This is a genomic window from Natronosalvus amylolyticus, from assembly GCF_024298845.1.
In the GTDB taxonomy this organism is placed as follows: Archaea; Halobacteriota; Halobacteria; order Halobacteriales; family Natrialbaceae; genus Natronosalvus; species Natronosalvus amylolyticus.
This window is the reverse complement of record NZ_CP101156.1, coordinates 2,659,246-2,682,169: the sequence shown is the minus strand read 5'-3', so window position 1 is coordinate 2,682,169 and position 22,924 is coordinate 2,659,246. Positions and strand designations below refer to the sequence as shown.

Here is a 22,924-nt window from a genome sequence, read left to right as displayed (position 1 = left end):
TTGATACGGTCTACTGTAACTGTTTACTGGTGATTGTCGACCCGGTATGGGCACTCACCGGTAAGAGACGACAGTAAACCGTACGACTCTCTCCGCCGTGAAGAGAACGAGTCGGTTGCCGGGACGAACCTCGAGTTACCGCCAGAATCGTTTCGCGAATCGCGAGAGGACGCCTTCATCGGGTTTGCTCACGTTCTCCCAGAGGACGAACGCCTCGGCGACGTCTGCCACCTCGCTGGCAACGTGCGTTTCGTCTTCGGGAACGACCACGACGAGGTTGACGTCGTAGTGGCCGTAGTAGCCGAATTTCAGTAATGTCCGATCACGAAACCCACTGACGTACTCGCGAACCGCCGCCGACAGGTCGTCCGCGATGAGGACGATACTCACGTCGGTGCCGAAGTGTTCCTCATCCGGTACGATTCGCTCGTCGGCGACGTCGTGGCCGAACTCGACGAGCCGTTCGAGGTCCGCAACGGTCGGTCGCGGCTCACGACGGGCGAACAGGTACTCCTCTGCCTCGTGGTCGGCGTAGCTCAACGCGGGATGGAAAAACTGCTTCTGGGTTACCACACGCATCTCGCCGTAGAGGTCCCATCGGTAGCCACCCGCCCGATACTCCTTCTCGAGGTCGTAGCTATAGACGAGTCGATGGGCAACGCGGTCGATGTACCCGTCTTCCCATTCGGGGACGGCCTCACGAAGTTCGTGGGGCAGCTCCTCGGGTTTCCGTGGGGCCTTGTCGGTCATTGCTCGAGGTAGGAGGAACGAAGGATGCCAGTCCGACAAATCGCTGCCCTATATCGGTTCGTGTCAGTGCCTCGGAAACGCATACCACAGCGTACCGACCGGGATAGCAAATAGGCGTCGATGAGAGCCACCACAGTAGATTGTGATAGTGCCGATTGCAAATTCCGCCGGTATGTTTTAGCCACTGGAAGTGCAGTATCGTGTTAGAGCACCATGGGAGGGAAGAAAACCGAGTCCTGCGGGCGCTGCGCCATGTCGACAGTGGTCGACGCCGTCGAGTCCAACGACGACGCAGAAAACGCTCGGCGGGATCCCTTCGGTGACGAAGCGATCGAAATCGACGAGGAGACCATCCGCCGGGTGTCGCCAGCCGCGTGGGTGGAAGGCGTCACTCGTCGCCTCGACAACGCAGTACAGCGATTTATTCACCGTCAATAGATCCCCCTCGAGCCAGTCACATCCGGCGCGCCAATCTAAGGAATCTCGATCATGTCATCGTGACGACGTAGGTGATGGTAAACAGCAGTATCGCCGCCGTCGCGACGTTGATGAACCCAAACTGGACCACGCCCAGAAAGGACAATCCCCAGACGACCGTCCAGGCGAACAGGATCGATAGCACCGCGTTCATCACGAGGAGCACGCGAGGATCCCCCTGAGAGGACTCGATCCCCTCACTGAATCCCTTGCCGTCGTAATCCGAATCGCTCATATTTGAAAACGGTTCGAGCACCACTTAGCTCTTTGCCGCTCGAGACTGTGCGTTCCAGTATGGGGCTGCAGCCGCGAAACCGCGAGGGACGCTCCGTCGACCCCGTCCCATTTCTCGTGGTTACTGGACTGGCGTTCATGATCTTGCTATCGTTTGGCCCACTGTACGGCCAGGCACTGGGCGTCGCCCTCGAGATTGCAATCGGCGTCTCGTTTGGCCTCTTTCTCGTTTTGAGTGTCGCCGCCTACTACTGGCAGGTGTGGACCGCACGGCCCGCAGATGTCTCCGCTCCGGCCAGTGTCCGTGGCGTGCGACTGTTCTATCTGATGGCGGTCCTTGCAGCACTCGGTGTCGTTCTCGCGCTTCCCTTTCTGCGATGAGCCCTCGGTAGACCGGAGGGTTGTGCCATCGGATTGATGACCTGTCGATCGCGTCGAATGCCCGGGCTGTGGCGAGGAAAAGCGATTCGAACAATCCAGCTAGAGCGGTTGCGCGTGTTGCTGTTGGGACGAATACGCTTGCCAGAATGCGCGAGCCCTCGTCCGATCACGGTGATCGAATAACGGTCTCCTCACCCTGTTCGGACGGGAACGGACCGTCTGTTGAACGGGTTGTCCCATCTGTGTTCCACTCGTCGTCGGTGACGAGCGCCTCCTCGAGCGCGTCTCGTATCGCCGCCTCGTCGTAGTCGGTCCCGATGAACACGAGTTCGGTTCGTCGATCACCGTGGTCGTCGTGCCACTCGAGGTCGGGGCGATTCGATCGATACATGTCGCGCTCGATCTCGGGAAGGCTCGCGATCCACGGTCCCTGTGCGGTGGCTCTGATCGATGGACCGGCCTGCGCGATCGCGACCCGCATCTCGTTGTCGGCGAGCCACGCGGTTCCTTTCGAGCGAACGACCTCCGCCGGGAGAGAGCGGAGGAATGCGGCGATGCGCTGGGGGTGGAACGGCCGCCGACGGCGATAGACGAACGAGGAGACGTTGTAGACCTCGTCGGGATGGAAGTGTTCGTGGTGGTGATCCTCGTGACTGTGTCCATCTTCGGCGACATCTAGCGCCCGTTTCCACCCCGGAAGATCGGCCACCCGATCAGCTTCGAACAGCCCCCTTTCGAGAAGACGGTCGGGATCGACTGCGGCGAACTCCGTGGGAATCGTCTCGGCGTCCGGTTGGAGGGCGCGGACGAGTTCGGTGGCTTCCGTTAGCTCGCTTTCGCTACACAGATCGACTTTGTTCAGGAGCACGACGTTCGAAACCTCGATCTGCTCGACCAGCAGGTCAGACAACGGCCGGTCATCTTCTTGCCCACGGCGCTCTGGGACCGCCTCACCGGCAAACGAATCGAGAAAGGCGGGCGTATCGACGACCGTAACCAGCGTGTCGACCGTATAGCGGGCGGCGACGCGAGACTCGGTCGTGAACAGTCGCGCGACGGGCGCGGGTTCGGAGATGCCTGACGATTCCACGACCAGGTGATCGAAGGATCGATCCTGCGCCAGACGTACCACCGCCGTCTCGAGGTCATCCTGTAACTCACAGCAGATACAGCCGTTCGAGAGCTCCGCAACACCGTCGTCAAGTTCCAGTTCGGAGCCCTCGGCGACCAGTTCGGCGTCGACGTTTACCGCACCCATATCGTTGACCAGAACCGCTAGCGTTCGGTCCTCGGCGTTCGACAGCAGATGATTGAGTAGCGTCGTCTTGCCGGCCCCCAGACTCCCAGAAAGAATCGTGACCGGAATGTGATCGTCCATGCCAGAAACTGGTGTCGAAGTCCCTTGAAAGGACCCCCTCGACAGTTTTTACCTCACAGAGATGGTGGGTCTGATATGGACCTGGCAGAACGGATCGAGCGTTTCCGGCAAACGCTGGACGAGTGGCTCCGTGGACTGTACCACGGGATGATCACACACCCGGCCTACGAGAAGATCGAGAAGGAAGCGGAGGACACCGAAGACGCGTTCTTGCTCGCGTGTTTCCCTGACGCGTTTGGCATTCCCTCACCGGTCTCGTACTATACTTCCGAACTGTTGCCCTACCTCGAGGCCGAGTTCGAAGCCTGGGAGCGGCGACTGTGGGATCGCGGCTCACTCATCGAACGGAAGGGACAACAGTATCACTTCTGACATGGAGCCATTCGTGTTCTTCGGCGGCAAGGGTGGTGTCGGCAAGACGACCGTCTCCTGTGCGTACGCCGTGCGCTGTGCCCGCGAGGGAGTTCGGACGCTGGTCGTCTCGACGGATCCGGCCCACTCCGTCACCGACGTGTTCGACCAGACGTTCGACGACTCCCCGACGCCGGTCGAAGGCGTCGACGGTCTCGACGCGATGCAACTCGATCCCGAGGAGGAAGTCATCCGCCACTTGGATGAGATTCGCCAGGACCTCTCCGAACAGGTGTCGGCGGCGATGGTCAACGAGATCAATCGCCAGCTCGAGATGGCCCACGGTACCCCTGGAGCGTACGAATCAGCGTTGTTCGATCGGTTCGTCGACGTGATACGAAATTCGGATCCGTACGACAGGGTCGTCTTCGATACCGCACCCTCGGGGAGTACGCTTCGACTCCTCGGGTTGCCGGAACTGCTCGAGGGCTGGATCGACCGACTCATGTACAAACGCCGAAAGAGCATCGACCTCTTCGAAAAAGCCGCAGTCGGGAGCAACGAGCCACGACGGATCATGGAAGGCGATCCCGTTCTTGCGCGCCTCCAGAACCGAAAGGAGTTCTTCGAGTTTGCTGGCAAGGCGTTGCGAGAGGACGCCGCGTTCTTTCTCGTGTTGAATCCGGACGAACTATCGCTCAACGAGACCGAACGCTCGATCGCCGACCTCCAGGACAAAAACCTCAGCGTCCGCGGACTCGTCGTGAACAAGCTCACCCCGTCCCCAGATCCCGATGAGAACGGGCGTGGCGCACGATATCTCCGTGAACGGATCGAGACCGAACAGGCACACCTCGAGCAGGTCCGTACGGCGTTCGAGCCACCACTGATCGCCGAAATCGGGTGGCGCGTTTCGGAGGTCAAAGGGACGCTGCTCGAGGAGGTTGCGGCCGAACTCGATGTCGAAACGGCCGTCGAGACGCCGACGTACGCCTGAGAGGTATTGCAAGCCCGAGCGGTTGAAATAAATCGATTTCGGGTGGCCGCTTTCACGCAGGGGCCGACGGTTGGGAAGGTACTGGGAGAAATCGTTGCAGTCAGTTATCAACTCATTCGGACGGTGAGAACCGGTACATCGCTCTTTCGGACGACTTTCTCCGTCACGCTGCCGACGACGAGGCGGTCAGCTCCAGACCGACCGTGGGTCCCCATGACGATGGCGTCGATATCGTGATCCGCAGCGTACTCGAGGATTTCCTGATTTGGCTTCCCGTGTTCGATTGCCTCCACCACGTCGACATCCTGTTCCTGGCCGCGTTGGGCGACCGCAGCGGTTGCCGCCTCACCCTCGGCCCGTTGTTTGTCGACGACGCCATCCCATTCCGCAGAAGCGGGACCTGGGCCTGCGGAAAACCCGCCGAGCGGAATCGGTTCGACGACGTACAGCGCGTGTAGCTCCGCGTCGTTTTGCGCCGCCAGCGTAACGCCCTCCTCGATCGCAGCCGTTGCCGGTTGACTCCCATCCGTCGGAACGAGTATACGGTTGTACATCGGTATCATGTAGCAAGTCAGCAGCTCGATAAATATAGATTTCGGGAACACCGGAGTCCGAATCGTCGGTCGATTCTTGGGTCTCACACTGTACGTGCCACGCCACTCGAAATCACGTTCACAGTGTTTCTCCGACGCCCCGCCTGGTAGCCCCACTCGAGAAGCGTGTGGGCCACAGAAGGGAACATTCTTCCGACTGCCTGCCGGACCCTTGGGTATGCAATCAACCAGTACCCGTGACGTGACTCGAGCGAAAACGGCCGTCGCCGCAACCGAGGTGGCTTACTAATGGGAGCCAGCCAACAGCAGTTGCAAGAGCTCTCCCAGCAGCTTCAGGAGATCGACGAGCAGATCGACGTGCTGAAAGAAGACGTCGAGGCCGTCCGCGACGAACAGGACGCCGTCGACGAGGCGACCGACGCCATCGACCAACTCGAGAGCGGTTCGACCGTCCAGGTCCCACTTGGCGGTGGCGCGTACGTCCGCGCAACCATCGAAGACATCGACGAGATCATCGTCGAGCTCGGTGCCGACTACGCCCTCGAGCGCGACCAGGAGGGAGCCATCGACACCCTCGAGAACAAGAAAGATCGACTCGATGATCGAATCGAGGAGCTCGAGGGCGACATCGACGAACTCGAAAACGAGAGCGCGCAGCTCGAACAGCAGGCCCAGCAGATCCAACAGCAGGCCATGCAACAGCAGATGCAGCAGATGGGACAGGGCCAGCAAGAACCCGACGAGTAACTGACCGGCCATGTTCGACAACCTGAAGAAGAAACTCGGGAGCTTCCGCAGTGACGCCGAAGCAGCCGCCGAAGCGAACGTCGAGGACGTCGAAGAGGACGAACTCGAAGCGCCGGTCGACGCCGACGAAGCCGACGTTGCGGAAGCCGACACAGCACCCGCTGCGGGTGAACCGAGCGACGCCGAAGCCACCGCGCCGACTGGCGACGCACTCGAGGATGCGTCGATCCCGGAAACCGACCGCGAGGGCGACAGTGCAGACGCGGACGGACGCGAAGGAGATCAAGCAGTTGACGCTGGAGCGTCCGAAGCCGAAGACGTCAAAAGTGAGCCAACGAACGAAGCTAAAAGCGAGGGAAGCGACGACGCCGAAAGTGACGATAACGGCGTCGGATTCGGTCGAAAGGCGAAATCACTCGTCCGCGGAAAGTTCGTCATCGAAGAAGACGACCTCGAGGGGCCGCTTCACGAACTCGAGTTGGCCTTGCTCTCGAGTGACGTCGAGATGGAGGTCGCGGAGACGATCCTCGATAACATTCGCGACGAACTGATCGGAGAGACGCGGACGTTCACCACCTCGACGGGTGCGGTCGTCGAAGAAGCGCTCAAAGAGGCGATCTACGACGTCATCAGCGTCGGTCAGTTCGACTTCGACGAGCGCGTCGCGATCGAGGACAAGCCGCTCGTCATCGTCTTTACCGGCGTCAACGGCGTCGGCAAAACGACTTCTATCGCCAAACTGGACAAGTACTTCGAGGACCGTGGCTACTCGACCGTGATGGCCAACGGCGACACCTACCGCGCGGGGGCGAACGAGCAGATCGCCGAGCACGCCCGTTCGCGGGACACGAAACTCATCGCACACGAACAGGGTGGCGATCCCGCCGCCGTCCTCTACGACGCCGTCGAGTACGCCGAGGCCAACGACATCGACGTCGTGCTGGGCGATACCGCAGGGCGACTCCACACGAACGAGGGGTTGATGGACCAACTCGAGAAGATCGGTCGCGTGGTCGACCCCGACATGACCCTGTTCGTCGACGAAGCCGTCGCCGGCCAGGACGCCGTCAACCGCGCCCGCGAGTTCAACGAGGCCGCCGAAATCGACGGCGCAATCCTGACGAAAGCCGATGCGGATTCGAACGGCGGTGCGGCCATCTCGGTCGCCCACGTCACCGGCAAACCGATCCTGTTCCTCGGCGTCGGCCAGGGCTACGACGACCTCGAGCGATTCGATCCCGAGGCGATGGTCGATCGATTGCTCGAGGACGAGTAACGGTTCTGGGCGACTGACAGAGAGCTTTTTTCGTCAGCGTCCGTACCCATACAGTATGAACTCCCCGTTCCCGCCACGGCTCGTGTTCGACGACGACTGTGGCTTTTGTACCTGGTGTGCCGAGTACGCCGCCGCTCGAGGCGAGTTCGAACTCGTTGGCTTTAGCGACCTGTCGCCGGACCAGCTAGCCCGGCTACCCGACGAGTACGAGTCGTGTTTCCACCTGCTCACCCAGGAACGGGTGTACTCCTGTGGGCACGCACTCGAGGAAGTCGGAGTGCGCCTCGAGACGCCCGAACGCCTGGCTGCGAGAGCGTTTCGCCAGCTACCAAATCACGAGACGCTGCGCGAACAGGGGTACCGACTGGTCGCCGATAATCGTGTGCTGGCGGGCAAGGTCGTCAGAAAAGAGCCGCCAGCCCGAAGCGGGGACTCCTGAGCCCGTTCGTCCGTGTGACCAGAGAGACATGCAACGGACACCGAACAGACGGAGATTCAAGGATACCGAACAGACCAACACTCGAGTTTTGCGCTCGAGGCCGCGTGACAGACGCTCGTCTGACAGCCCCAGTGTATTTAATAGCCACTAGTCAGTACACTCGGGTATGAGCGACATACTCGCAGAAAACCTCTCGGGAAAGTCCGTCATGGGATCCGACGGAACGGAACTGGGAATGCTCTACAACATCACCATGGACCTCAGTTCCGGTAAACTCCGGGACCTCGTAATCGACCCCGACGAACAACTGCCCGCCCACACAGTCGAGTTCGACTCGAACGACGCCGGGCAGTTTCTCGTCCCCGTGAGCCGTGTGCAGGCAGTGAAAGACTACATCGTCGTCCAACGCTAACCGTCCTGCATGTATATTCTCGACTCGTCGGCTTTTATCCACGATTTTCACACGACCGAGCAGAAGGCAACGATTCCACTCGTCCGCGAAGAACTCGAGGGCGAGAGCGTCTATCGATACGACGCCGAGGAGGGCTCGGGGATGCACATCCACATCCCGAACACCGATACGACCGAGAAGGTCAAACGGTCCGCCAAAGAGTCCGGTGACCTCGACGTCCTCTCTGAGACCGACATTCGGCTCATCGCAGCCGCGTTCGAACTCGACGGCGTCCTCGTCACCGACGATTACGCGATGCAAAACGTCGCCGAACGCCTCACCGTCACCGTCGAACCCATCGCTCGAGACGGCATCGAAGAAGAACGTGACTGGCGCTATCAGTGCCAGGGCTGTGGGCGCGAGTACGACGAGAACAAAGACCGGTGTCCGATCTGTGGCTCCGGCCTGGCTCGAAAGAACCCGCAATAGCGACGGACGCACTCGTCAGTCGACGTACCGAGATTTTCGGCCTCCTCGAGTGATATCGTCAGTACCCACATCGAGCAGCACCGATGCTGTGCCCCCTCGAGTGATGACGGGGATCGGAAAGGAACCAGTACTCACGTCGCGCGGACGAACTCGAAGCGCGCACCGCCGCTCTTGCTTTCGGTAACGCGAACGTCCCAACCGTGGGCGTCCGCGACAGCCCGGACGATTGCCAGCCCGAGGCCGGAACCGTCCTCCTCGAAGGAGACGCCCTGCTCGAGGACGGCCTCCCGACGTTCCGGCGAGATTCCCGGGCCGTCGTCTTCGACGTAAAAGCCGTCCGAAAGCGAGCCGATTCGGATGTGGACGTCCTCGCCACCGTGTTCGATCGCGTTCCGAAACAGGTTCTCGAAGAGCGTCCGAGCACGGCCAGGGTCGACCTGCAGCGTTCGGTTGTCGACGACTTCGTAGCTGGCGGTGGGCGTCTCGACGACCGACCACGCACCGGATACCAGATCGACCAGTTGCGTCGGTTCCGGGTCCTCGACGTGTGAGCCGCTTCGGGCGACAGACAGCGAGTCTTCGATCAGTTCGTCCATTCGCTCGAGGGAGTCGTCGACGGCCTGCAGGTGTTTCGGGTCGCCCGTTCTGAACGTCTCTCGAAGGCGACCCTGGGCAACCGCGAGCGGATTACGCAAGTCGTGTGAGACGACGCTCGCGAACGCCTCGAGGCGCTCGCTCTGTCGTCTGGCCTCTCGGGCGGCCTGCCGCTGTTTGATGTCGTAAATTCCGGCGACGGTGCCGGCAGCGACCCCGACAGTGCCGCTCATCAAGGTGAGATACAACGGCGTAGCGACGCCGGTACCGTGCAGTCGAAGCACGTGTAAGTGGAGCGCAGTCACGAGCGCCGCGGCGAGAAACCCGCCGAGTCCGTACGAAAACACCGTCAACCGATCACGGATTCCGACATCCTGGGCGACCAGCCAGCGATCGGCGAAGACGACGCCCGTCGCCGCGACCAGCGGGAACGTACTCTCGAGGAGCGCCTGATTCGAGAGGTTCTCGACGGCGAGCCGAAAGCCGATGACTGCCGCGAGCACGAGCCCGAGTACCGAAAGCGGGGAAACAGGCAGTTGCTCACCGAGGCTTCCGACCCAGTCGTCGTCGGCGGAAACGCGTGTCACGAGTGCCCGGACTATTTGAGCAGGTATCAATCTACGGGACGTTCTCACAGCGACGATATTCGAATCAATCCAGATAAGGAGTGAATCAAAGCCAAGGCGTCCACACCAGCGGTAACGTAGCCACGAGTCAGAGATATTGACCAGCACCTCGAGGGTCGAATACCCGCTCGCGACCACAACGTCCGGTCCCGCGAACGATATACAAAAGTGTGCCCTCACCAAACCCCATGCCATGTACGATGGAATCAAGGGGTTTCGTGATTTCTACCCCGGCGAGATGACCGCGCGTCGGGCCGCGATGGACACCCTCGAGGAGACAGCGCGTCGCTACGGCTTCCGTGAGATCGGGACGCCGGCGCTCGAGCGCGCCGAGATGTGGACGGACAAAAGCGGCGACGACATCGTCGACGAACTGTACGCCTTCGAAGACCAGGGGGGCCGCCACGTCACCCTCACCCCGGAGCTGACGCCGACGGTCGCGCGGATGGTCGTCGCCAAACAGCAAGCGCTCTCGAAACCCATCAAGTGGTTCTCGACCCGGCCGTTCTGGCGCTACGAGCAGGTCCAGCAGGGCCGCCAGCGCGAGTTCTACCAGACAAACGTCGACATCTTCGGCTCGAGCGCGCCCGAAGCTGACGCCGAAGTGCTCGCCTGGGCCGCCGACGCCCTGACCGGACTTGGACTCACTGACGATCACTTCGAGTTCCGCATCTCTCACCGTGATATCCTCGGCGGCGTCCTCGAGTCATACGACGCCGACGTCGACGTTACCGCAGCGATTCGCGCCGTCGACAAGTCCGACAAGATCGAAGCCGGCGAGTATCACGGCCTGCTCGCCGACGCCGGCCTCCCGTACGACGACGCCGTCCAGTTCGCCGACCTGATCGCGAGCGGCGACCTCGAGGCGGTCGTCGAGTTTGCCGACACCGAACGCGTGAGCGACGCCGTCGAGAACTTACAGAACGTGCTGGCGGCCGCCGCCGATTTCGGCGCGCGCGAGTACTGTACAATTTCACTCGAGACCGCCCGCGGCCTGGATTATTACACGGGCGTCGTCTTCGAGTGTTTCGACTCGACGGGGTCGGTTTCACGGTCGGTCTTCGGCGGCGGCCGCTACGACGACCTGATCGAATCCTTCGGCGGCCAGCCGACACCAGCGGTCGGCGTTGCACCAGGCTATGCGACGCTCCCCTTGCTCATGCAACGAGCGGGCGTCTGGCCCGAGGAGACGGTTTCGACCGACTACTACGTGCTTTCGGTGGGCGACACCCGAACCGAGGCAACCCGGATTGCCCGCGACCTGCGAGCCAACGGTCACATCGTCGAAACCGACGTCGCCGGCCGTTCGTTCGGTGCACAGTTGGGCTACGCCGACTCGATAAACGCCGAAACGACGATTATCGTCGGCGAGCGCGACCTCGCGAACGACGAAATTACAGTCAAAGCGATGGATTCGGGCGAAGAAGTCCAGGCACCCGTCGATGCGTTCCCCGGTGGCCTCGAGCGGCCGACGGTCGACGATTTCGAGTAACGCCGTCGCTCGCGTGCACCAACGCTTGGACACTCGATCATCCACCCTGCACGCGACCAGCTACCAGACGACCGGCCTCGAGGGCGAAACGAAGCTGTGACTTTTTTGTGAGGTCAGTCGTAGAGCGGGTATGGCGACAATCGCTGCCTTCCAGCTACCACGGAATGGGTTTCCACTCGGTGTCGGCATCGCCGGGGATCCCTCGAGTAGCGTGGAACTCGAGCGAGTCGTCCCGACCGAGGGCGGCAACATCCCGTTTTTTTGGGTCTGGAACTGCGCTGATTTCGACGCCTTCGAACGCCGTGTCCGCGATTCCGACGCCGTTCGGTCGGTGACGGTGTTGGCCGAAGCCGAGGACGGACAGCTGTATCGCGCTCGATGGGGTGACGACCTCGAGGGCTTTCTCTCCGGAATGACGGAACTCGGGGCGACACTTCTCAACGGCACAGGCACCCGTGATGGGTGGCGATTCGAGCTTCGGTTCGACGAGCGCTCGAGCGTCCGTACGTTTCTCGAGTACTGCCAGGAGCAGGCGGTTCCAATCGAACTGACGCGCCTTTACACCCCTCAAGAAGCATCCGCCCGTGACCGCTATTCGCTCACCGACGAACAGCGAGAAACTCTCCGGCTAGCGTACGAACGGGGCTACTTCGACGAGCCCAGAGCGATAACGCAGACGGAGCTGGCCGACTCCTTCGACATCAGCCAACGGGCAGTCTCGAGACGACTCCAGCGAGGGCTCTCCCGACTGATCGGCGAAACGATTGCGATCGATGCCGACTCGAGCGAGCAATAAGACGTCGTACCGACGAGGGTGTATCGGTTCCGAGGCGAGAGTGTGTGACCCCTATTCAACGGGTTCTATTGAGACTGGGTACGGTCACATATGCGGCTGGCATCGAAACAGGTAGATGCCAAAACGAAGTCTGTTGGCAGTGTCGACGCCGTCCGATAGGGGGGACGGGAACGAAGCCATCGCGACCGTAGTACTGGAACGGGTGACCGAGCCGTGATTTTTCCCGGTGACGAATCCGACGATACCGATACCGAAGACGGAACGATCAGTTCGACATACGTCGCCGAATCGCTATCGCTCGAGTTGAGTCCCGAAACGGAGGGGCTCGCGACCAGCATCGTCGAGGCAACCGCGACGATTACCGACCAGTCGATACTTGACCTCGAACCGCTGTACACCGTGATCGACCCGGACGCACTCGAGACGCTGTTTTGTGATCGGACCGACGGGAGGAGACAGGGCGAAGTATCGTTCGCCTACAGTGGGTGTGCGGTCACCGTCACCGACGGTGAACGGGTTACGGTTAGGCGACAGCCGGGTGACGTAGCGGCCGACGATTGAGAGACGACAACGGCCCCTGCGACTGGAAAACTCTCTCCAGGAGAGCCTAGAGCCTTTTGCCACCGGTTCGCGTAGCTATCGGGGATGGCACAGACCAGACCGAACGTCCTCTTCGTGCTGACCGACCAGGAACGCTACGACTGTACGGCCCCGGATGGCCCCGCGGTCGACACTCCCGCGTTCGACCGGCTGTCAGCGTCCGGCGTCCACTTCACCCAGGCGTTTACGCCGATCAGTATCTGTACCAGCGCTCGAGCCTCGCTGCTCACCGGACAGTTTCCCCACGCTCACGGGATGTTGAACAACTGCCACGAGGACGATGCGATACAGGCGAATCTCGACCCCGACGTGCCCACATTTTCCGAAGGCCTTCGAGCCGGTGGCTACGAACTGACGTACACGGGCAAGTGGCACGTCGGCCGAGACGGTACCCCGGAGGGCTTCGGGTTTCGGTATCTGGGCGGGAGTGACGTCCACCACGATGACCTGGATACGGCCTTTCGCGAGTATCGAAACGCCAGAGGGACCCCACTCGAGGAAACCGAACTCGAGGAGGAAATACACACCCACGGCGACCAAGAAGACGGCACGCTCGTCGCCGCGAAAACCCCGGTCGACGTCGAGGATACGCGGGCGTACTTCCTCGCCGAGCGAACTATCGAGGCCCTCGAGGCACACGCGAACGGGGCCGTGAGTGAGAGGGACGACGGGGCCGAGGCACGTGGTGACGACAGGGGGACAAACAGTCCGTTTTTCCACCGTGCGGACTTCTACGGACCACACCACCCCTACGTCGTCCCGGAGCCGTACGCCTCGATGTACGACCCCAGCGACATCGACCCCTGGGACAGCTACGCCGAAACCTTCGACGGCAAACCCGCAGCCCACGAGGAGTTCCTGTCCTATCGCGGGGTCGGTGACTTCGACTGGGACACCTGGGCGTCGGCCGTCGCGAAGTACTTCGGGTTCGTCACCCTGCTCGACCATCAGTTCGGTCGTATCCTCGACGCCCTCGCGGACCTGGGGCTCGAGGAAGACACCGTCGTCGTTCACGCATCCGACCACGGCGATTTCACCGGCTCACACCGCCAGTTCAACAAGGGGCCGCTGATGTACGACGAGACCTACCACATCCCCCTGCAGGTTCGCTGGCCCGGCGTCACCGAGTCGGACACCACCTGTGACCTGCCCGTCCACCTGCACGACCTGGCCCCAACCTTCCTCGAGTTGGGCGACCAGCCGATTCCGGACACGATGCAAACCCGCAGTCTGGTACCGCTCCTCGAGGGCGAGCGACCGGACGATTGGCCGGATTCGGTGTTCGCCCAGTATCACGGCGACGAGTTCGGTCTCTACACCCAGCGAATGGTCCGCACCCCCGCGTACAAGTTCGTCTACAACGGCCCCGACCGCAACGAGTTATACGACCTCGAGGCCGACCCCGACGAACTCCAGAACCTTGCCGACCACCCCGGCTACGAGGACGTCCGAGAATCGATGGCCGAGCGGTTGCTCGAGTGGATGCACCGAACCGAGGACCCGAATCGAAAGTGGGTGCCGGATACGTTCGTCTGAGGCGAAAAGCGGTGTCGAAGACAGAGATCAGCGATCCCTCTCGAGGACGTCACAGATACCCGAGACTCGCCAACCGATCTTTCGTTCCCGGCCGCATTTCCCGTTCTGGCGCTGCCCGCTCGAGCGTCTCGAACGGCCCGAAGTGTGACTCGAGTCGCCGTCGGAGGCGACGCGCGTGTTCGGGTTCGTCCTCACTCACGTCAACCAGTTCATCCGGGTCGGTTTCGAGGTCGTGCAATCGCTCGAAACCGTCGTCGCCGCAGACGTAGGCGAATCGATCCGTACGAATGGTCCGTAACCGACGGTCGTACCGGTAGACGTGCTCGGGCAACGTGCCGAATCGAGCCTCGAGGCGTTCGATCGAGGGCTGTGGGGAGACGTACTCGGCGAAGACGGCGTCACGACTGGTTCGGGCGTCCACCTCGAGCATCGACTGCCCCTCCTGTTGGCGGGCGAACGTTGGATCGTCGATGCCGGCCACCTCGAGCAGCGTCGTTGGCAGGTCGAGCAACGAGACGAGGTCTCTGCGACGGACGCCGCCGGTAAACGGGCCGCCGTAGAAGACCAGCGGAACGTGCAAGACGGTGCCGTACAGGGTGTACTGGTGGCCGAAGAAGCCGTGATCGCCGATGTTCTCGCCGTGATCGCCACAGACGACGAGGATGGTGTCGTCCCAGTGCCCGGTGACCGACAGCGCCTGACACAGTTCTCGCAGGTGTCTGTCGACGTAGGCGAGTTCCCCACGGTACAGTCCCTCGAGTGCCGCGAACTCCGCCGGTGAAAGCTGGTAATCCTCGCAGTCGTAGGCTCGTGGGTCCTGGCGGAGTGCCAGTGCCTCATCGACGGTCCAGCCATCCGGGAGAAACGCCTCCGCGAACGCTCTCGGCGGGTCGTACGGAATGTGTGGCTCGATGTAGTTACAGAACAGAAAGAACGGCCGGTCGTCCTGGTGCTCGAGCCAATCACTGAGCCAGGATGTGGTACGGGCCGCGCCGTCGTCGCCCGCCGGTTGCAGAAACTCGCTGTAACAGACGTTCGCCAGGTTCACCAGCGGGTTCCCTTCGAACAGACGGTGCCGCGTCGCGATGAGTTTCTCCCGGCGGTCCTCACCGCGGACGACCGTCCCCATGTCCACGTCGGACTGGAGATACTGCCAGCCCCGCCGAAGGGTGTCGAAGCCGCGGTCGAACCCGAACTCCTCGGTGATCCAGGTGTTGTTCGAGACGCCGACCGTGTCGTAGCCGGCGTCACGAAACGCTTCTGCGAGGGTACGAAGACCCGTGTCGAGAAACGGGTTGCCGCCGTGGGTACCGTGTGTCGCGGTTTCGGTCCCCGTGAACAGCGAGGCGTGCGAGGGAACCGTCCACGGCGCGGTCGCATACGCGCGCTCGAAGGACGTACCTGCATCTGCCAACCGACACAGCATGGGCATCGTTTCGGATGTCACACTCGCCTTGCGAGCCGTGTCGAGGACGACGAGGACGACGTTCGGTGGTCGTGAACCGGTAGCGGGACGCGACGTCGAATCGCCCGGCGGGACGCTCATACCCCACCTGCAGCATACACCGGTAAGGCCGTCAGCCCGGCGTATGCAAGGCGCAGATGGGGTCGAACTCGAGGATGACCCCCGAAAGGACGTTTTATCTGTTTGCCCTCGAATCATCCCCCAATGCGAGCCTATCGAGTGGCCTACGATGGGACCGACTACGCCGGCTTCCAGCGCCAACCCGACGTCGAAACCGTCGAGGACGCGCTCTTCGACGCGCTCCGTGCGCTCGAGGTCCTCGAACCCGGCGAGCGAAAGCCGGCGGGCTACGCCGCCGCCGGACGGACCGACGCCGGCGTCTCAGCCGTGGCACAGACGATAGCCTTCGAGGCCCCGGACTGGCTCACGCCTCGAGCCCTGAACTCACGACTCCCCGCCGACGTGCGAGCCTGGGCCAGTGTCGACGTTCCCGAGGGCTTCCACGCGACCCATCACGCCACTCGACGGACCTACACCTATCATCTGTATGCGCCTCGAGACGGTGGGTTCGTCCCGGGGATCGAATCTGAACGGATCGCTGAAAACGACCGCACACGCTTGGACGACAGCCGCTTTCGAGATGCACTCGAGACGCTCTCCGGCCCGCACGATTTCGCGAATCTGACGCCAGACGACGACGGGACCGAACGCGCCCCGACCCTCGAGGCAACCCGCGATGGCCCGTTTCTCGTCGTCAGGGTCAGTGCCGGCGGCTTCGCCCGCGAACTCGTGCGGCAACTGATCGCCGTCGCCCGAGACGTCGCCACCGGCGTCCTGTCGTACGAGGGTCTCGAGCGAGCGCTCGACCCCGAGCCACTGCCCGGTCACGAGGGGATCGCCCCGGAACCACCCGAGCCGCTGGTCCTCTCTGCCGTCGAATACGGCGATCACGACCTCGAGTTCGAAATCGACGAGCGAGCCGCGACCGGCGCCAGGGCGACGCTCGAGCGGCGGCGAATCGAGCGACTGGTCGGCGCTCGAGTAGCCGAACAGATCCGAGATGGTATAGACGAGTGACGGCGCACCGACGGGCGAGAGTGTCAGGAATCGATACCAGTGTTTAAGCGGTCGGCCTCGCCATCTCGAGTATGGACATCTCGCCTGAGGAGTACGGCGCGTACTGGCAGTCGTCGCTCCGTATCGCCGCCGGCGTGCTCGTCATCGGGTTTGGCGACTGGTTCGGCTCGTTCTTTTTCGAACAGTCGGCGCTTGGAGCCGTCGGACTCGGCCTCGTCATCTACGCCGGGCTGGTCGTCGTCGGCTGTTTTCTCATCACACTGGGCGGCGCTCGAGCCGTCAGGACAGCTGTCGGTGCAGAGAAGCGTCGGTGAGTGGGGCCGCCTGGGCCAAAAGTCAGTTTTCCTGTTCGAGGATTCGTTCGATTAACGCCGAGTCGTCACCACCCATCGCCGACCGGACGAGCAAACTCCCGCCGATGACGGCCGGGCTCAGGACGGCATCCGCGCCGGCGCGCTCGAGTTTGGCCTGGTTTTCCCGGTCAGTTACTGCAGTGACGATTCGAACCTCGGGGGCGAGTTCGCGGGCGGTCAACACCGCCAGCGCGTCTTCGGCGTCGTTGTTCGTCGCGACGACGACCGCGTTCGCCCGCTCGATGTGGGCTCGCTCGAGCGGGGCTTCGTCGCTCGGATTGCCGACGATGGTCGTGAACCCGCGCTCGTTCAGGTCGGCTGCGACGTCGCGTTTTTTCGTGACGACCGCGAACGGGACGTCGCTGCGGCCCAGTTCGTCGATGATCGGTTCGGTCAACTCGCCGTAACCGAGGACGAGGACGTGATTTTCGAGGAGTTCTAACTGTGAGTCTGTCATTTTTCCGAGTGTCTTCGTAATTCTGGCCTGAATCGCCGGCCCGACCAGTGCCCCGATGGCGATACCGAAACTTGCCACGCCCAACACGACGACCGACATCGTAAACAGCTGTGCCTGGGGCGACGTGGGACCGATATCGCCGTAACCGACGGTGCTCGAGGTGATAAGGGTGAAGTAAAACGCATCCAGAATGTGATCGATGCCGTCGAAATCTTCTTGCAGGGCGAACGCGCCGAAAGTGCCGTAGGCCTGAACGCCGACCAGGGCACCCCCGGCAGCTAGCTGGGTCGTCGACAGCTGTATCGATCGGGAGAACTGTCGGTGAGTAATCAGCAGCGTCGGCAACGAAATCAGCGAGAGGACGACGAGCGGAATCGAGTACGGACTCGCCTGCAACAGGCCCTGAATCGCCGTCACCGGCATCAGGAGGACGGTCGCATACCAGCCCGCACGGAGTCCTCGGCGCAAGGCCAGCGCGCTGGCGAGCATGAGAAAGCCCGTGAGCGCTCCCGTGAAGCCGACCGTCTGCTGGACGACTTCCGGAACGTATCCCACGAACGGGCCGAAATCGGCGTGTGGCTGCTCGATATTGACGATACCCGTCGCAACCGACAACAACGCGACAGCGAGCGAGAGTAAAACCGCCGCTCGGGTCGTCACCACCCACCGCCAGTTTTCTGGCAACTGCTCGACCACGCGTTCGCCGACCATACGCAGACAGTCGAAGCCGAACGGGTAAATCCCAACGGTTCGCTCGAACGATCCAAACAGGATTACAGAGATCCGAGGACCGCGATTTCAGTCGTGGGAGTACTCACTCGAGCGGTAGCTACTTGGCTTCGGGGACGATATCGGCGACCATGACAACGGCGACCGCAATCGAGTGGAAACTGTTCGCCGACCTGGCCGAACACGCCGGCACGCGAACGGTCACGCTCGAGATCGATCCCGAAACCGACACCGTGGGTGACGCGCTCGATGCGCTGCTCGAGGACCGGCCGGATCTGGCCGAGCGCGTCCTCGACGGTGGCGAACTGCGCTCACAGATCAACGTGCTTCGAAACGGAGCCGACGTCCGGAGTCAGGAAGACGGCCTCGAGACGCCACTCGAGGGCGGTGACGAACTCGCGCTGTTCCCGCCGGTCAGCGGCGGATGAGAAACGGGACGCTCAGAACGCCAGATACAACAACACACGCAGCGCGGCCCCAAGTACGAGGATAGCGATCAGGATGATCGTCGTCAGAACGACGATTGGGGGCAGTTTCTCTTTCTCGAAAGTGAACAGCTGGTCGCCGATGGACATACTCGAGGGTCCGGCCCTCGAGAGTTAATCCTTTCGTCGTGGCGCTGGCGCGCCGCCCGTGAGGTCGATACCGAGCACGAAATCCGGATGTTCGGAGATGTGACCGGCCGCGAGCGAGGCGTCACTGATCCACCGGACCGTCTCCGGAATCAGGACGCGCGTTTGGTCAGCCTCGAGTGCAGCGGCATCGCGGGAAATCGCGCCGAACAGTGAGCGGGCGGCCTCGGTGTCCTCCCAGGCACTGACGCCGTACTCGGCCCACAGTTCGGTCTCACCGTCGTCGGTCTCGCGCTCGTACGTCCGGTTCCGATAGCTCATGCCGGCCACGCCATCGGGTCGGTCAACGGTGAACACCGTCGACTCGTCGACGAATCGCTCGAGGTCGGCTCGAGCGAGTTCACGCAGCGCCCAGGATTCGTCCGGGTCGAGCGCCAGCCCGCGGAGGTGTTCGCGAGCCTCGCTCGTCGTCCAGTAGCGCCAGGCACGGGCAGCGTTTCCCGACGTGGCGACCGGATCCGGAATCGAAGTGTCGGCGTCGGGCGTCGGATGTGCCCATCGGAACTCCGTACTCGGGCCGTAGCCGGCCGAGCGTGAAGCCCCCAGGGCTGCGGCGTTCCACGAGAAGATCATCAGTCGGCCGACGGTCGCCCCCTGCTCGCGAGTCCAGTCGAAACAGGCCTCGTTGAGCCGGCGGCTCAGCCCCTGTCGTCGATACTCGTTACCGACGCGCATCCCCTGGAACCACGCCTCGTCCGCCGAGAGCATGACCGCCTGCACGATACCGGCGACCTCGTCGCCAGCGTCGGCCAGAAAGGTCCGTTTGTGGTCGTCGTCGGGCCCCTCGATCCAGTCGGGATAGACGCGCTGGAGGTAATCGCCACCCCGATCGGTCCAGATCTGGCTGGTTAGCTCCCTGACGCCCGGTTCGTCCTCGAGCGTTGCCTGCCGGATCTCGATATCGCTGTCGGAGGGGACCTCGTACGTCCCGTTCGTGGAGTGTTGGTTCGCCACGAAAATCACCGACCAGCGGTCCACGGCACGGACCGTTCTTGAATCTCACCCGCCAGTGACGTTCGAATCGCTTCCTCGGTATCGTCGGCGTTGGCGAGCGCCCACATCAGTTTGACTTTCGCCGTTCCGGGCAGCATGTCCTCGCCCTCGATGACGCCGGCCTCGAGCAGGTCCCGCCCGGTGTCGTACACCCGGTCACAGACCCGGCCCTCGAGACACTGGCTGGTCATGACGACCGTCGTCCCGTCGTCGATCAGCGACTCGATTTTCGGAATCAGATCGGTGTGGACGTGACCGAGTCCCGTTCCCTCGATGATCAGTCCGGCCGACCCCTCGACGACGTCGAAAAACGCCGGGTCCATCCCGGGAGTGAACTTGAGCAGTTCCACGTCCTCCTCGAGTGCCTCGGTGACGGCGAGATCGGCCGCGCCCCGCTCGCGGTACTCGCCATGGAAGGTGACCGACTCGTCGTCGTAATCGACCGCGCCGAGGGGCTGGGCACCGACAGTCTCGAACGCGTCCCGTCGCGAGGTGTGGTTCTTGCGGACGCGCGTGCCCCGGTGAAGCGCACACGTCGTGTCGCTCTCGGTCGCGTGCATACAGACCAGTACCTCCGCGCAGTCGCTTTTGGCCGCCTCGACGGCCGAAACCGCGTTCATCACGTTGTCCGAAGACGGCCGGTCCGCCGAGCGCTGGCTCCCCGTGAACACGATGGGGACCGGCGTCTCGAGCATGAACGCCAGCGCCGACGCCGAGTACTGCATCGTGTCGGTGCCGTGCATGACGACGACGCCGTCGGCACCGGCTTCGATCTCCTCGGCGACGGCGCGAGCGAGATCCTGCCAGATAACGGGTTCCATATTCTCGGACAGTATGTTTGCGACGACCCGGCCGCGGTAGTTCGCCCGACCCGCGAGGTCAGGCACCGCACGCAACACGTCCTCGGCGTCGAACTGTGCCGTCACCGCACCCGTTCGGTAGTCGACCGTCGACGCGATGGTGCCGCCGGTCGAAATGAGCGAGATCGTGGGCAGCGAGTCGTCGAACTCGACTTCGGAGGCGCTGTCTTCGGCCTGGGCCGTTTCCACGTCGTAGACGTCCGTCTCGAGCACCTCGAGGGAAGCTTGCTCGCGGTCGATGCCGACGTTGTAGCCACCCTCGAGTTTGATGACGAGCTGGCGCTCCGTACTGGAGGGGAGCAACACGCCTTCGTAGGTCCGGTCCGCGCGCTCGACGCGGACGCGGTCGCCTGGGGCTGGGGTCTGTGTCATGCCGAGCAGTTGCGCGCCGGCAGACTTGAAAGCACGCTTTCACCGTCGACAGGAGACACTCAGCGTACGTACGCCACGACGGCGTACGCGAGAAAGATGACACCGAGTGACAGACTCGCCAGACTGATCAGCGAGCCGATGAGCCGCATCGCATCGGTCAACACCGTTGGATACTCCGGCTGGCGCTCGAGGTTACTCGTCAACACGGCGATGAACACGCCCGTTCCGAGCGCGATCAGCCCGAACGTGAGCGCGGCGAGCGTCGCCATAGGTCGACTCCGGAGGGGAACCCCATACGTGTTCTGGCGTCTCGCGTCCGCTACGTGTGCTGGCTCTTCCTCGAATTCCGGTGCGGGTCGCCGTCCCTCGAGAGCGACAGTCTTGCACTGGCTGTACCTCGAGAACGGCAGTTCTGTCGACGAAAAAAGCCATACGTTTGCCGACCCTCGAGTAAGCTATGAGCGAGCGCTCGGACGAGGTGACGAAAGACACCGATAGCGACGGGCGCGAGTCCAAGTCGACTGACGAGCTACTGGCGGAAACCGAACGCCTGCTCGAGGACGTCTCCGGGGAGCCACCGGCATCCGGTCCGGAAAGCCATGCGCAGTCGGCGGCCGACACCGGTTCAACGACCGACACTGAACCGCCGGCAGACACGGATACCGAATCCGAGTCGTGGTTCGATTTTTCCCCGGGTAGTGCCTCGAGCGATGGCGACTCGTCGCCAGCCATGGACGAGCGAACGACGGTTGATCCGGACCGTGACTCGAGTTCGGGCCGGTTGTCGTCGTTTCGCCGCCGCCTCTCGCCTGGAAAGTATCTCTCGCCGAAGGCACTGCTGGCCGTCCTCCTCACACTCACTGCCGGAATGCTGGTCGGTGGGACCGTCCTGCCGTTTTCGGGCATTGGGCGCGTCATCGGGCTCGCTCTGGCCGCGTTCACCGTCGGTCTGGTGACGAGTAAGCGTCGGTATCTCGAGCTCTCGGCCGCTGGCGTCGGCGTCGGCGTCCTGGGTGCCCTGCTCGATTTCGGAATTCTGTTGCCCACCGACGCCGGTCAAACCATCCTCGCAGTCGGTGCCGGCGCTGGCTTGCTTGCGAGCGTCGTCGGTTACTACTTCGGACGCGACCTTCGGGACGGGCTCTCTCGAGATATCGAATGAGCCCGAATCGCTGGTGAAGGGAGTGATTAATCAGTCAGTTCCCAGCCCCGGGCTGTTCGCCGGACGACGCCCTCGTCTGCCAGCACCTCGAGCAGGTCGGCGACCACCTCTCGGGGGACGCCAACGTCTCGACTGAGCGCACCGATCCCTTTCGGTTCCGAGCGAATGCTCGCTAACAGATCGGCGTGAACGCGGCTCTCCGCTCCGTTGCCGACCGACTCAGAGATGTGGTCGAGGACGTCACACAGACGACCCTGTACCCAGCGCTGGGCCAGTGAGAGTTCGTTTTCGACCTGTTCGAGTTCCTCGAGGGTTCCGAGCAGAGTCTCCAGGTCGGCATCCTCGTCGAGGGTGATATCGAGCGAGAGGTGCCGACAGCTGGTAATATCGAAGGAGTTGTTCGCCGGGTAGGCGCTCTTGCTCGCGAAGCCGTACGGCGAGACGTTTACCTCGAGGCGGACGTTGCGAGCGATATGAAAGTACTTCCGGCGCTGGTCGTCGACACGGCTCTCGATCAGTCCGGCGTCCTCGAGTTTGCGAAGGTGGCCGATGACGGCCTTGGGGCTCACGCCCAGGTATTCAGAAATTTCAGTTACGTAACAGGGTTTGCGCGACAGCAGACGGAGAATCCGCCGTCGGTTCTCGTTGCCGAGGAGGTCCAACAACCCTGCAGAGTCCATCGAGCGAGGGTTAGCGACCGAGATTGAAAAGGGTGT

29 protein-coding genes are annotated in these 22,924 nt (G+C 62.5%); 17 read left to right on the top strand and 12 right to left on the bottom strand.

The window, feature by feature from the left end:
* Window positions 1–135: 135 nt before the first annotated feature.
* The gene (locus tag NLK60_RS12545) at window positions 136–750 is read right to left on the bottom strand and encodes a DUF8052 family protein (RefSeq protein ID WP_254808116.1); all 615 of its coding nucleotides are present in this window, start codon (window positions 748–750) and stop codon (window positions 136–138) included.
* A gap of 213 nt (window positions 751–963) precedes the next feature.
* Here NLK60_RS12545 and NLK60_RS12540 point away from each other — a divergent pair, with 213 nt between their 5' ends.
* Window positions 964–1,188, top strand: a complete 225-nt coding sequence (locus tag NLK60_RS12540; protein WP_484555223.1) for a DUF8007 family protein — start codon at window positions 964–966, stop codon at window positions 1,186–1,188.
* 49 nt (window positions 1,189–1,237) lie between these two features.
* Here the strand turns inward: NLK60_RS12540 and NLK60_RS12535 are convergent, their stop codons facing one another.
* Window positions 1,238–1,462 carry a DUF8107 family protein gene (locus NLK60_RS12535; RefSeq protein ID WP_254808114.1) on the bottom strand — a complete coding sequence of 75 codons (225 nt, stop codon included), beginning with the start codon at window positions 1,460–1,462 and terminating at the stop codon, window positions 1,238–1,240.
* Window positions 1,463–1,521: 59 nt separating this feature from the next.
* On the opposite strand from NLK60_RS12535, the gene NLK60_RS12530 reads away from it, so the two are divergent.
* A complete protein-coding gene (locus tag NLK60_RS12530; RefSeq protein WP_254808113.1) occupies window positions 1,522–1,842 on the top strand; it encodes a hypothetical protein in 321 nt (106 codons plus the stop codon).
* Between the two features lie 166 nt (window positions 1,843–2,008).
* Here the strand turns inward: NLK60_RS12530 and NLK60_RS12525 are convergent, their stop codons facing one another.
* Entirely contained in the window at window positions 2,009–3,220 is a 1,212-nt protein-coding gene (locus tag NLK60_RS12525) for a CobW family GTP-binding protein (protein ID WP_254808112.1), read from the bottom strand.
* Between the two features lie 75 nt (window positions 3,221–3,295).
* Here NLK60_RS12525 and NLK60_RS12520 point away from each other — a divergent pair, with 75 nt between their 5' ends.
* Both NLK60_RS12520 and NLK60_RS12515 read left to right on the top strand, forming a co-directional pair.
* On the top strand, window positions 3,296–3,592 hold the full coding sequence (locus NLK60_RS12520; protein ID WP_254808111.1) for a DUF7990 family protein: 297 nt from the start codon (window positions 3,296–3,298) through the stop codon (window positions 3,590–3,592).
* 1 nt (window position 3,593) lies between these two features.
* Window positions 3,594–4,568: an ArsA family ATPase gene (locus NLK60_RS12515; RefSeq protein WP_254808110.1), complete on the top strand. Its 975-nt coding sequence runs from the start codon at window positions 3,594–3,596 to the stop codon at window positions 4,566–4,568.
* A gap of 107 nt (window positions 4,569–4,675) precedes the next feature.
* Here the strand turns inward: NLK60_RS12515 and NLK60_RS12510 are convergent, their stop codons facing one another.
* Window positions 4,676–5,122 carry a universal stress protein gene (locus tag NLK60_RS12510; RefSeq protein ID WP_254808109.1) on the bottom strand — a complete coding sequence of 149 codons (447 nt, stop codon included), beginning with the start codon at window positions 5,120–5,122 and terminating at the stop codon, window positions 4,676–4,678.
* A 288-nt stretch (window positions 5,123–5,410) separates the two neighbouring features.
* Here NLK60_RS12510 and pfdA point away from each other — a divergent pair, with 288 nt between their 5' ends.
* The 5 genes from pfdA to NLK60_RS12485 all read left to right on the top strand — a co-directional run bounded on the left by pfdA (window position 5,411) and on the right by NLK60_RS12485 (window position 8,464).
* A complete protein-coding gene (gene pfdA / locus NLK60_RS12505) occupies window positions 5,411–5,869 on the top strand; it encodes a prefoldin subunit alpha (protein WP_254808108.1) in 459 nt (152 codons plus the stop codon).
* Window positions 5,870–5,879: 10 nt separating this feature from the next.
* Complete coding sequence (gene ftsY, locus NLK60_RS12500; RefSeq protein ID WP_254808107.1) at window positions 5,880–7,145, top strand: signal recognition particle-docking protein FtsY; 1,266 nt, start codon at window positions 5,880–5,882, stop codon at window positions 7,143–7,145.
* A gap of 55 nt (window positions 7,146–7,200) precedes the next feature.
* Entirely contained in the window at window positions 7,201–7,584 is a 384-nt protein-coding gene (locus NLK60_RS12495) for a thiol-disulfide oxidoreductase DCC family protein (RefSeq protein ID WP_254808106.1), read from the top strand.
* A 166-nt stretch (window positions 7,585–7,750) separates the two neighbouring features.
* Window positions 7,751–7,996 carry a PRC-barrel domain-containing protein gene (locus tag NLK60_RS12490; protein ID WP_254808105.1) on the top strand — a complete coding sequence of 82 codons (246 nt, stop codon included), beginning with the start codon at window positions 7,751–7,753 and terminating at the stop codon, window positions 7,994–7,996.
* A gap of 9 nt (window positions 7,997–8,005) precedes the next feature.
* Window positions 8,006–8,464 carry an NOB1 family endonuclease gene (locus NLK60_RS12485; RefSeq protein ID WP_254808104.1) on the top strand — a complete coding sequence of 153 codons (459 nt, stop codon included), beginning with the start codon at window positions 8,006–8,008 and terminating at the stop codon, window positions 8,462–8,464.
* 131 nt (window positions 8,465–8,595) lie between these two features.
* On the opposite strand, the gene NLK60_RS12480 is transcribed toward NLK60_RS12485, so the two are convergent.
* Complete coding sequence (locus tag NLK60_RS12480; RefSeq protein ID WP_254808103.1) at window positions 8,596–9,645, bottom strand: sensor histidine kinase; 1,050 nt, start codon at window positions 9,643–9,645, stop codon at window positions 8,596–8,598.
* 232 nt (window positions 9,646–9,877) lie between these two features.
* Between NLK60_RS12480 and hisS the strand changes: the two genes are divergently transcribed.
* From hisS to NLK60_RS12460, 4 genes are all read left to right on the top strand, one after another.
* Entirely contained in the window at window positions 9,878–11,176 is a 1,299-nt protein-coding gene (hisS, locus tag NLK60_RS12475) for a histidine--tRNA ligase (RefSeq protein WP_254808102.1), read from the top strand.
* 130 nt (window positions 11,177–11,306) lie between these two features.
* Window positions 11,307–11,972 (top strand): helix-turn-helix domain-containing protein, encoded by a 666-nt coding sequence (locus tag NLK60_RS12470; RefSeq protein WP_254808101.1) that lies wholly within the window; start codon window positions 11,307–11,309, stop codon window positions 11,970–11,972.
* A gap of 213 nt (window positions 11,973–12,185) precedes the next feature.
* Window positions 12,186–12,533, top strand: a complete 348-nt coding sequence (locus tag NLK60_RS12465; protein ID WP_254808100.1) for a HalOD1 output domain-containing protein — start codon at window positions 12,186–12,188, stop codon at window positions 12,531–12,533.
* A gap of 84 nt (window positions 12,534–12,617) precedes the next feature.
* Window positions 12,618–14,108, top strand: coding sequence for a sulfatase family protein (locus tag NLK60_RS12460; RefSeq protein ID WP_254808099.1), 1,491 nt, complete (start codon window positions 12,618–12,620; stop codon window positions 14,106–14,108).
* A 49-nt stretch (window positions 14,109–14,157) separates the two neighbouring features.
* On the opposite strand, the gene NLK60_RS12455 is transcribed toward NLK60_RS12460, so the two are convergent.
* On the bottom strand, window positions 14,158–15,654 hold the full coding sequence (locus NLK60_RS12455) for a sulfatase (protein WP_254808098.1): 1,497 nt from the start codon (window positions 15,652–15,654) through the stop codon (window positions 14,158–14,160).
* 123 nt (window positions 15,655–15,777) lie between these two features.
* Between NLK60_RS12455 and truA the strand changes: the two genes are divergently transcribed.
* Window positions 15,778–16,650 carry a tRNA pseudouridine(38-40) synthase TruA gene (truA, locus tag NLK60_RS12450; RefSeq protein WP_254808097.1) on the top strand — a complete coding sequence of 291 codons (873 nt, stop codon included), beginning with the start codon at window positions 15,778–15,780 and terminating at the stop codon, window positions 16,648–16,650.
* Window positions 16,651–16,721: 71 nt separating this feature from the next.
* The gene (locus NLK60_RS12445; RefSeq protein WP_254808096.1) at window positions 16,722–16,964 is read left to right on the top strand and encodes a hypothetical protein; all 243 of its coding nucleotides are present in this window, start codon (window positions 16,722–16,724) and stop codon (window positions 16,962–16,964) included.
* A gap of 22 nt (window positions 16,965–16,986) precedes the next feature.
* Here the strand turns inward: NLK60_RS12445 and NLK60_RS12440 are convergent, their stop codons facing one another.
* Window positions 16,987–18,171: an NAD-binding protein gene (locus tag NLK60_RS12440; RefSeq protein WP_254808095.1), complete on the bottom strand. Its 1,185-nt coding sequence runs from the start codon at window positions 18,169–18,171 to the stop codon at window positions 16,987–16,989.
* A 149-nt stretch (window positions 18,172–18,320) separates the two neighbouring features.
* On the opposite strand from NLK60_RS12440, the gene NLK60_RS12435 reads away from it, so the two are divergent.
* Window positions 18,321–18,617: a ubiquitin-like small modifier protein 1 gene (locus tag NLK60_RS12435; protein WP_305880181.1), complete on the top strand. Its 297-nt coding sequence runs from the start codon at window positions 18,321–18,323 to the stop codon at window positions 18,615–18,617.
* Between the two features lie 12 nt (window positions 18,618–18,629).
* Here NLK60_RS12435 and NLK60_RS19545 read toward each other — a convergent pair whose 3' ends face one another.
* Genes NLK60_RS19545 through NLK60_RS12420 form a run of 4 tightly spaced genes read right to left on the bottom strand, consistent with a single transcriptional unit; the run spans window position 18,630 to window position 21,315 of the window.
* Window positions 18,630–18,764 (bottom strand): hypothetical protein, encoded by a 135-nt coding sequence (locus NLK60_RS19545; RefSeq protein ID WP_256530374.1) that lies wholly within the window; start codon window positions 18,762–18,764, stop codon window positions 18,630–18,632.
* 24 nt (window positions 18,765–18,788) lie between these two features.
* The gene (locus NLK60_RS12430; protein ID WP_254808094.1) at window positions 18,789–19,775 is read right to left on the bottom strand and encodes a GNAT family N-acetyltransferase; all 987 of its coding nucleotides are present in this window, start codon (window positions 19,773–19,775) and stop codon (window positions 18,789–18,791) included.
* A gap of 5 nt (window positions 19,776–19,780) precedes the next feature.
* Window positions 19,781–21,046 carry a Glu-tRNA(Gln) amidotransferase subunit GatD gene (gene gatD, locus NLK60_RS12425; RefSeq protein WP_254808093.1) on the bottom strand — a complete coding sequence of 422 codons (1,266 nt, stop codon included), beginning with the start codon at window positions 21,044–21,046 and terminating at the stop codon, window positions 19,781–19,783.
* 59 nt (window positions 21,047–21,105) lie between these two features.
* Window positions 21,106–21,315, bottom strand: coding sequence for a hypothetical protein (locus NLK60_RS12420; RefSeq protein WP_254808092.1), 210 nt, complete (start codon window positions 21,313–21,315; stop codon window positions 21,106–21,108).
* A 188-nt stretch (window positions 21,316–21,503) separates the two neighbouring features.
* Between NLK60_RS12420 and NLK60_RS12415 the strand changes: the two genes are divergently transcribed.
* Window positions 21,504–22,208, top strand: a complete 705-nt coding sequence (locus tag NLK60_RS12415) for a DUF456 domain-containing protein (protein ID WP_254808091.1) — start codon at window positions 21,504–21,506, stop codon at window positions 22,206–22,208.
* A gap of 26 nt (window positions 22,209–22,234) precedes the next feature.
* Here NLK60_RS12415 and NLK60_RS12410 read toward each other — a convergent pair whose 3' ends face one another.
* A complete protein-coding gene (locus tag NLK60_RS12410) occupies window positions 22,235–22,888 on the bottom strand; it encodes an ArsR/SmtB family transcription factor (protein ID WP_254808090.1) in 654 nt (217 codons plus the stop codon).
* Between the last annotated feature and the right edge of the window lie 36 nt (window positions 22,889–22,924).

Coding starts and splice junctions, on each gene's coding strand:
- NLK60_RS12520 (WP_254808111.1), top strand. CDS start 3,296: ATGGACCTGGCAGAACGGATCGAGCGTTTCCGGCAAACGCTGGACGAG.
- NLK60_RS12420 (WP_254808092.1), bottom strand. CDS start 21,315: ATGGCGACGCTCGCCGCGCTCACGTTCGGGCTGATCGCGCTCGGAACG.
- NLK60_RS12490 (WP_254808105.1), top strand. CDS start 7,751: ATGAGCGACATACTCGCAGAAAACCTCTCGGGAAAGTCCGTCATGGGA.
- NLK60_RS12515 (WP_254808110.1), top strand. CDS start 3,594: ATGGAGCCATTCGTGTTCTTCGGCGGCAAGGGTGGTGTCGGCAAGACG.
- hisS (WP_254808102.1), top strand. CDS start 9,878: ATGTACGATGGAATCAAGGGGTTTCGTGATTTCTACCCCGGCGAGATG.
- NLK60_RS12415 (WP_254808091.1), top strand. CDS start 21,504: ATGAGCGAGCGCTCGGACGAGGTGACGAAAGACACCGATAGCGACGGG.
- truA (WP_254808097.1), top strand. CDS start 15,778: ATGCGAGCCTATCGAGTGGCCTACGATGGGACCGACTACGCCGGCTTC.
- NLK60_RS12440 (WP_254808095.1), bottom strand. CDS start 18,171: ATGGTCGGCGAACGCGTGGTCGAGCAGTTGCCAGAAAACTGGCGGTGG.
- NLK60_RS12525 (WP_254808112.1), bottom strand. CDS start 3,220: ATGGACGATCACATTCCGGTCACGATTCTTTCTGGGAGTCTGGGGGCC.
- pfdA (WP_254808108.1), top strand. CDS start 5,411: ATGGGAGCCAGCCAACAGCAGTTGCAAGAGCTCTCCCAGCAGCTTCAG.
- NLK60_RS12470 (WP_254808101.1), top strand. CDS start 11,307: ATGGCGACAATCGCTGCCTTCCAGCTACCACGGAATGGGTTTCCACTC.
- NLK60_RS12540 (WP_484555223.1), top strand. CDS start 964: ATGGGAGGGAAGAAAACCGAGTCCTGCGGGCGCTGCGCCATGTCGACA.
- NLK60_RS19545 (WP_256530374.1), bottom strand. CDS start 18,764: ATGTCCATCGGCGACCAGCTGTTCACTTTCGAGAAAGAGAAACTGCCC.
- gatD (WP_254808093.1), bottom strand. CDS start 21,046: ATGACACAGACCCCAGCCCCAGGCGACCGCGTCCGCGTCGAGCGCGCG.
- NLK60_RS12445 (WP_254808096.1), top strand. CDS start 16,722: ATGGACATCTCGCCTGAGGAGTACGGCGCGTACTGGCAGTCGTCGCTC.
- NLK60_RS12410 (WP_254808090.1), bottom strand. CDS start 22,888: ATGGACTCTGCAGGGTTGTTGGACCTCCTCGGCAACGAGAACCGACGG.
- NLK60_RS12545 (WP_254808116.1), bottom strand. CDS start 750: ATGACCGACAAGGCCCCACGGAAACCCGAGGAGCTGCCCCACGAACTT.
- NLK60_RS12530 (WP_254808113.1), top strand. CDS start 1,522: ATGGGGCTGCAGCCGCGAAACCGCGAGGGACGCTCCGTCGACCCCGTC.
- NLK60_RS12495 (WP_254808106.1), top strand. CDS start 7,201: ATGAACTCCCCGTTCCCGCCACGGCTCGTGTTCGACGACGACTGTGGC.
- NLK60_RS12485 (WP_254808104.1), top strand. CDS start 8,006: ATGTATATTCTCGACTCGTCGGCTTTTATCCACGATTTTCACACGACC.
- NLK60_RS12460 (WP_254808099.1), top strand. CDS start 12,618: ATGGCACAGACCAGACCGAACGTCCTCTTCGTGCTGACCGACCAGGAA.
- NLK60_RS12510 (WP_254808109.1), bottom strand. CDS start 5,122: ATGTACAACCGTATACTCGTTCCGACGGATGGGAGTCAACCGGCAACG.
- NLK60_RS12435 (WP_305880181.1), top strand. CDS start 18,321: ATGACAACGGCGACCGCAATCGAGTGGAAACTGTTCGCCGACCTGGCC.
- ftsY (WP_254808107.1), top strand. CDS start 5,880: ATGTTCGACAACCTGAAGAAGAAACTCGGGAGCTTCCGCAGTGACGCC.
- NLK60_RS12455 (WP_254808098.1), bottom strand. CDS start 15,654: ATGAGCGTCCCGCCGGGCGATTCGACGTCGCGTCCCGCTACCGGTTCA.
- NLK60_RS12535 (WP_254808114.1), bottom strand. CDS start 1,462: ATGAGCGATTCGGATTACGACGGCAAGGGATTCAGTGAGGGGATCGAG.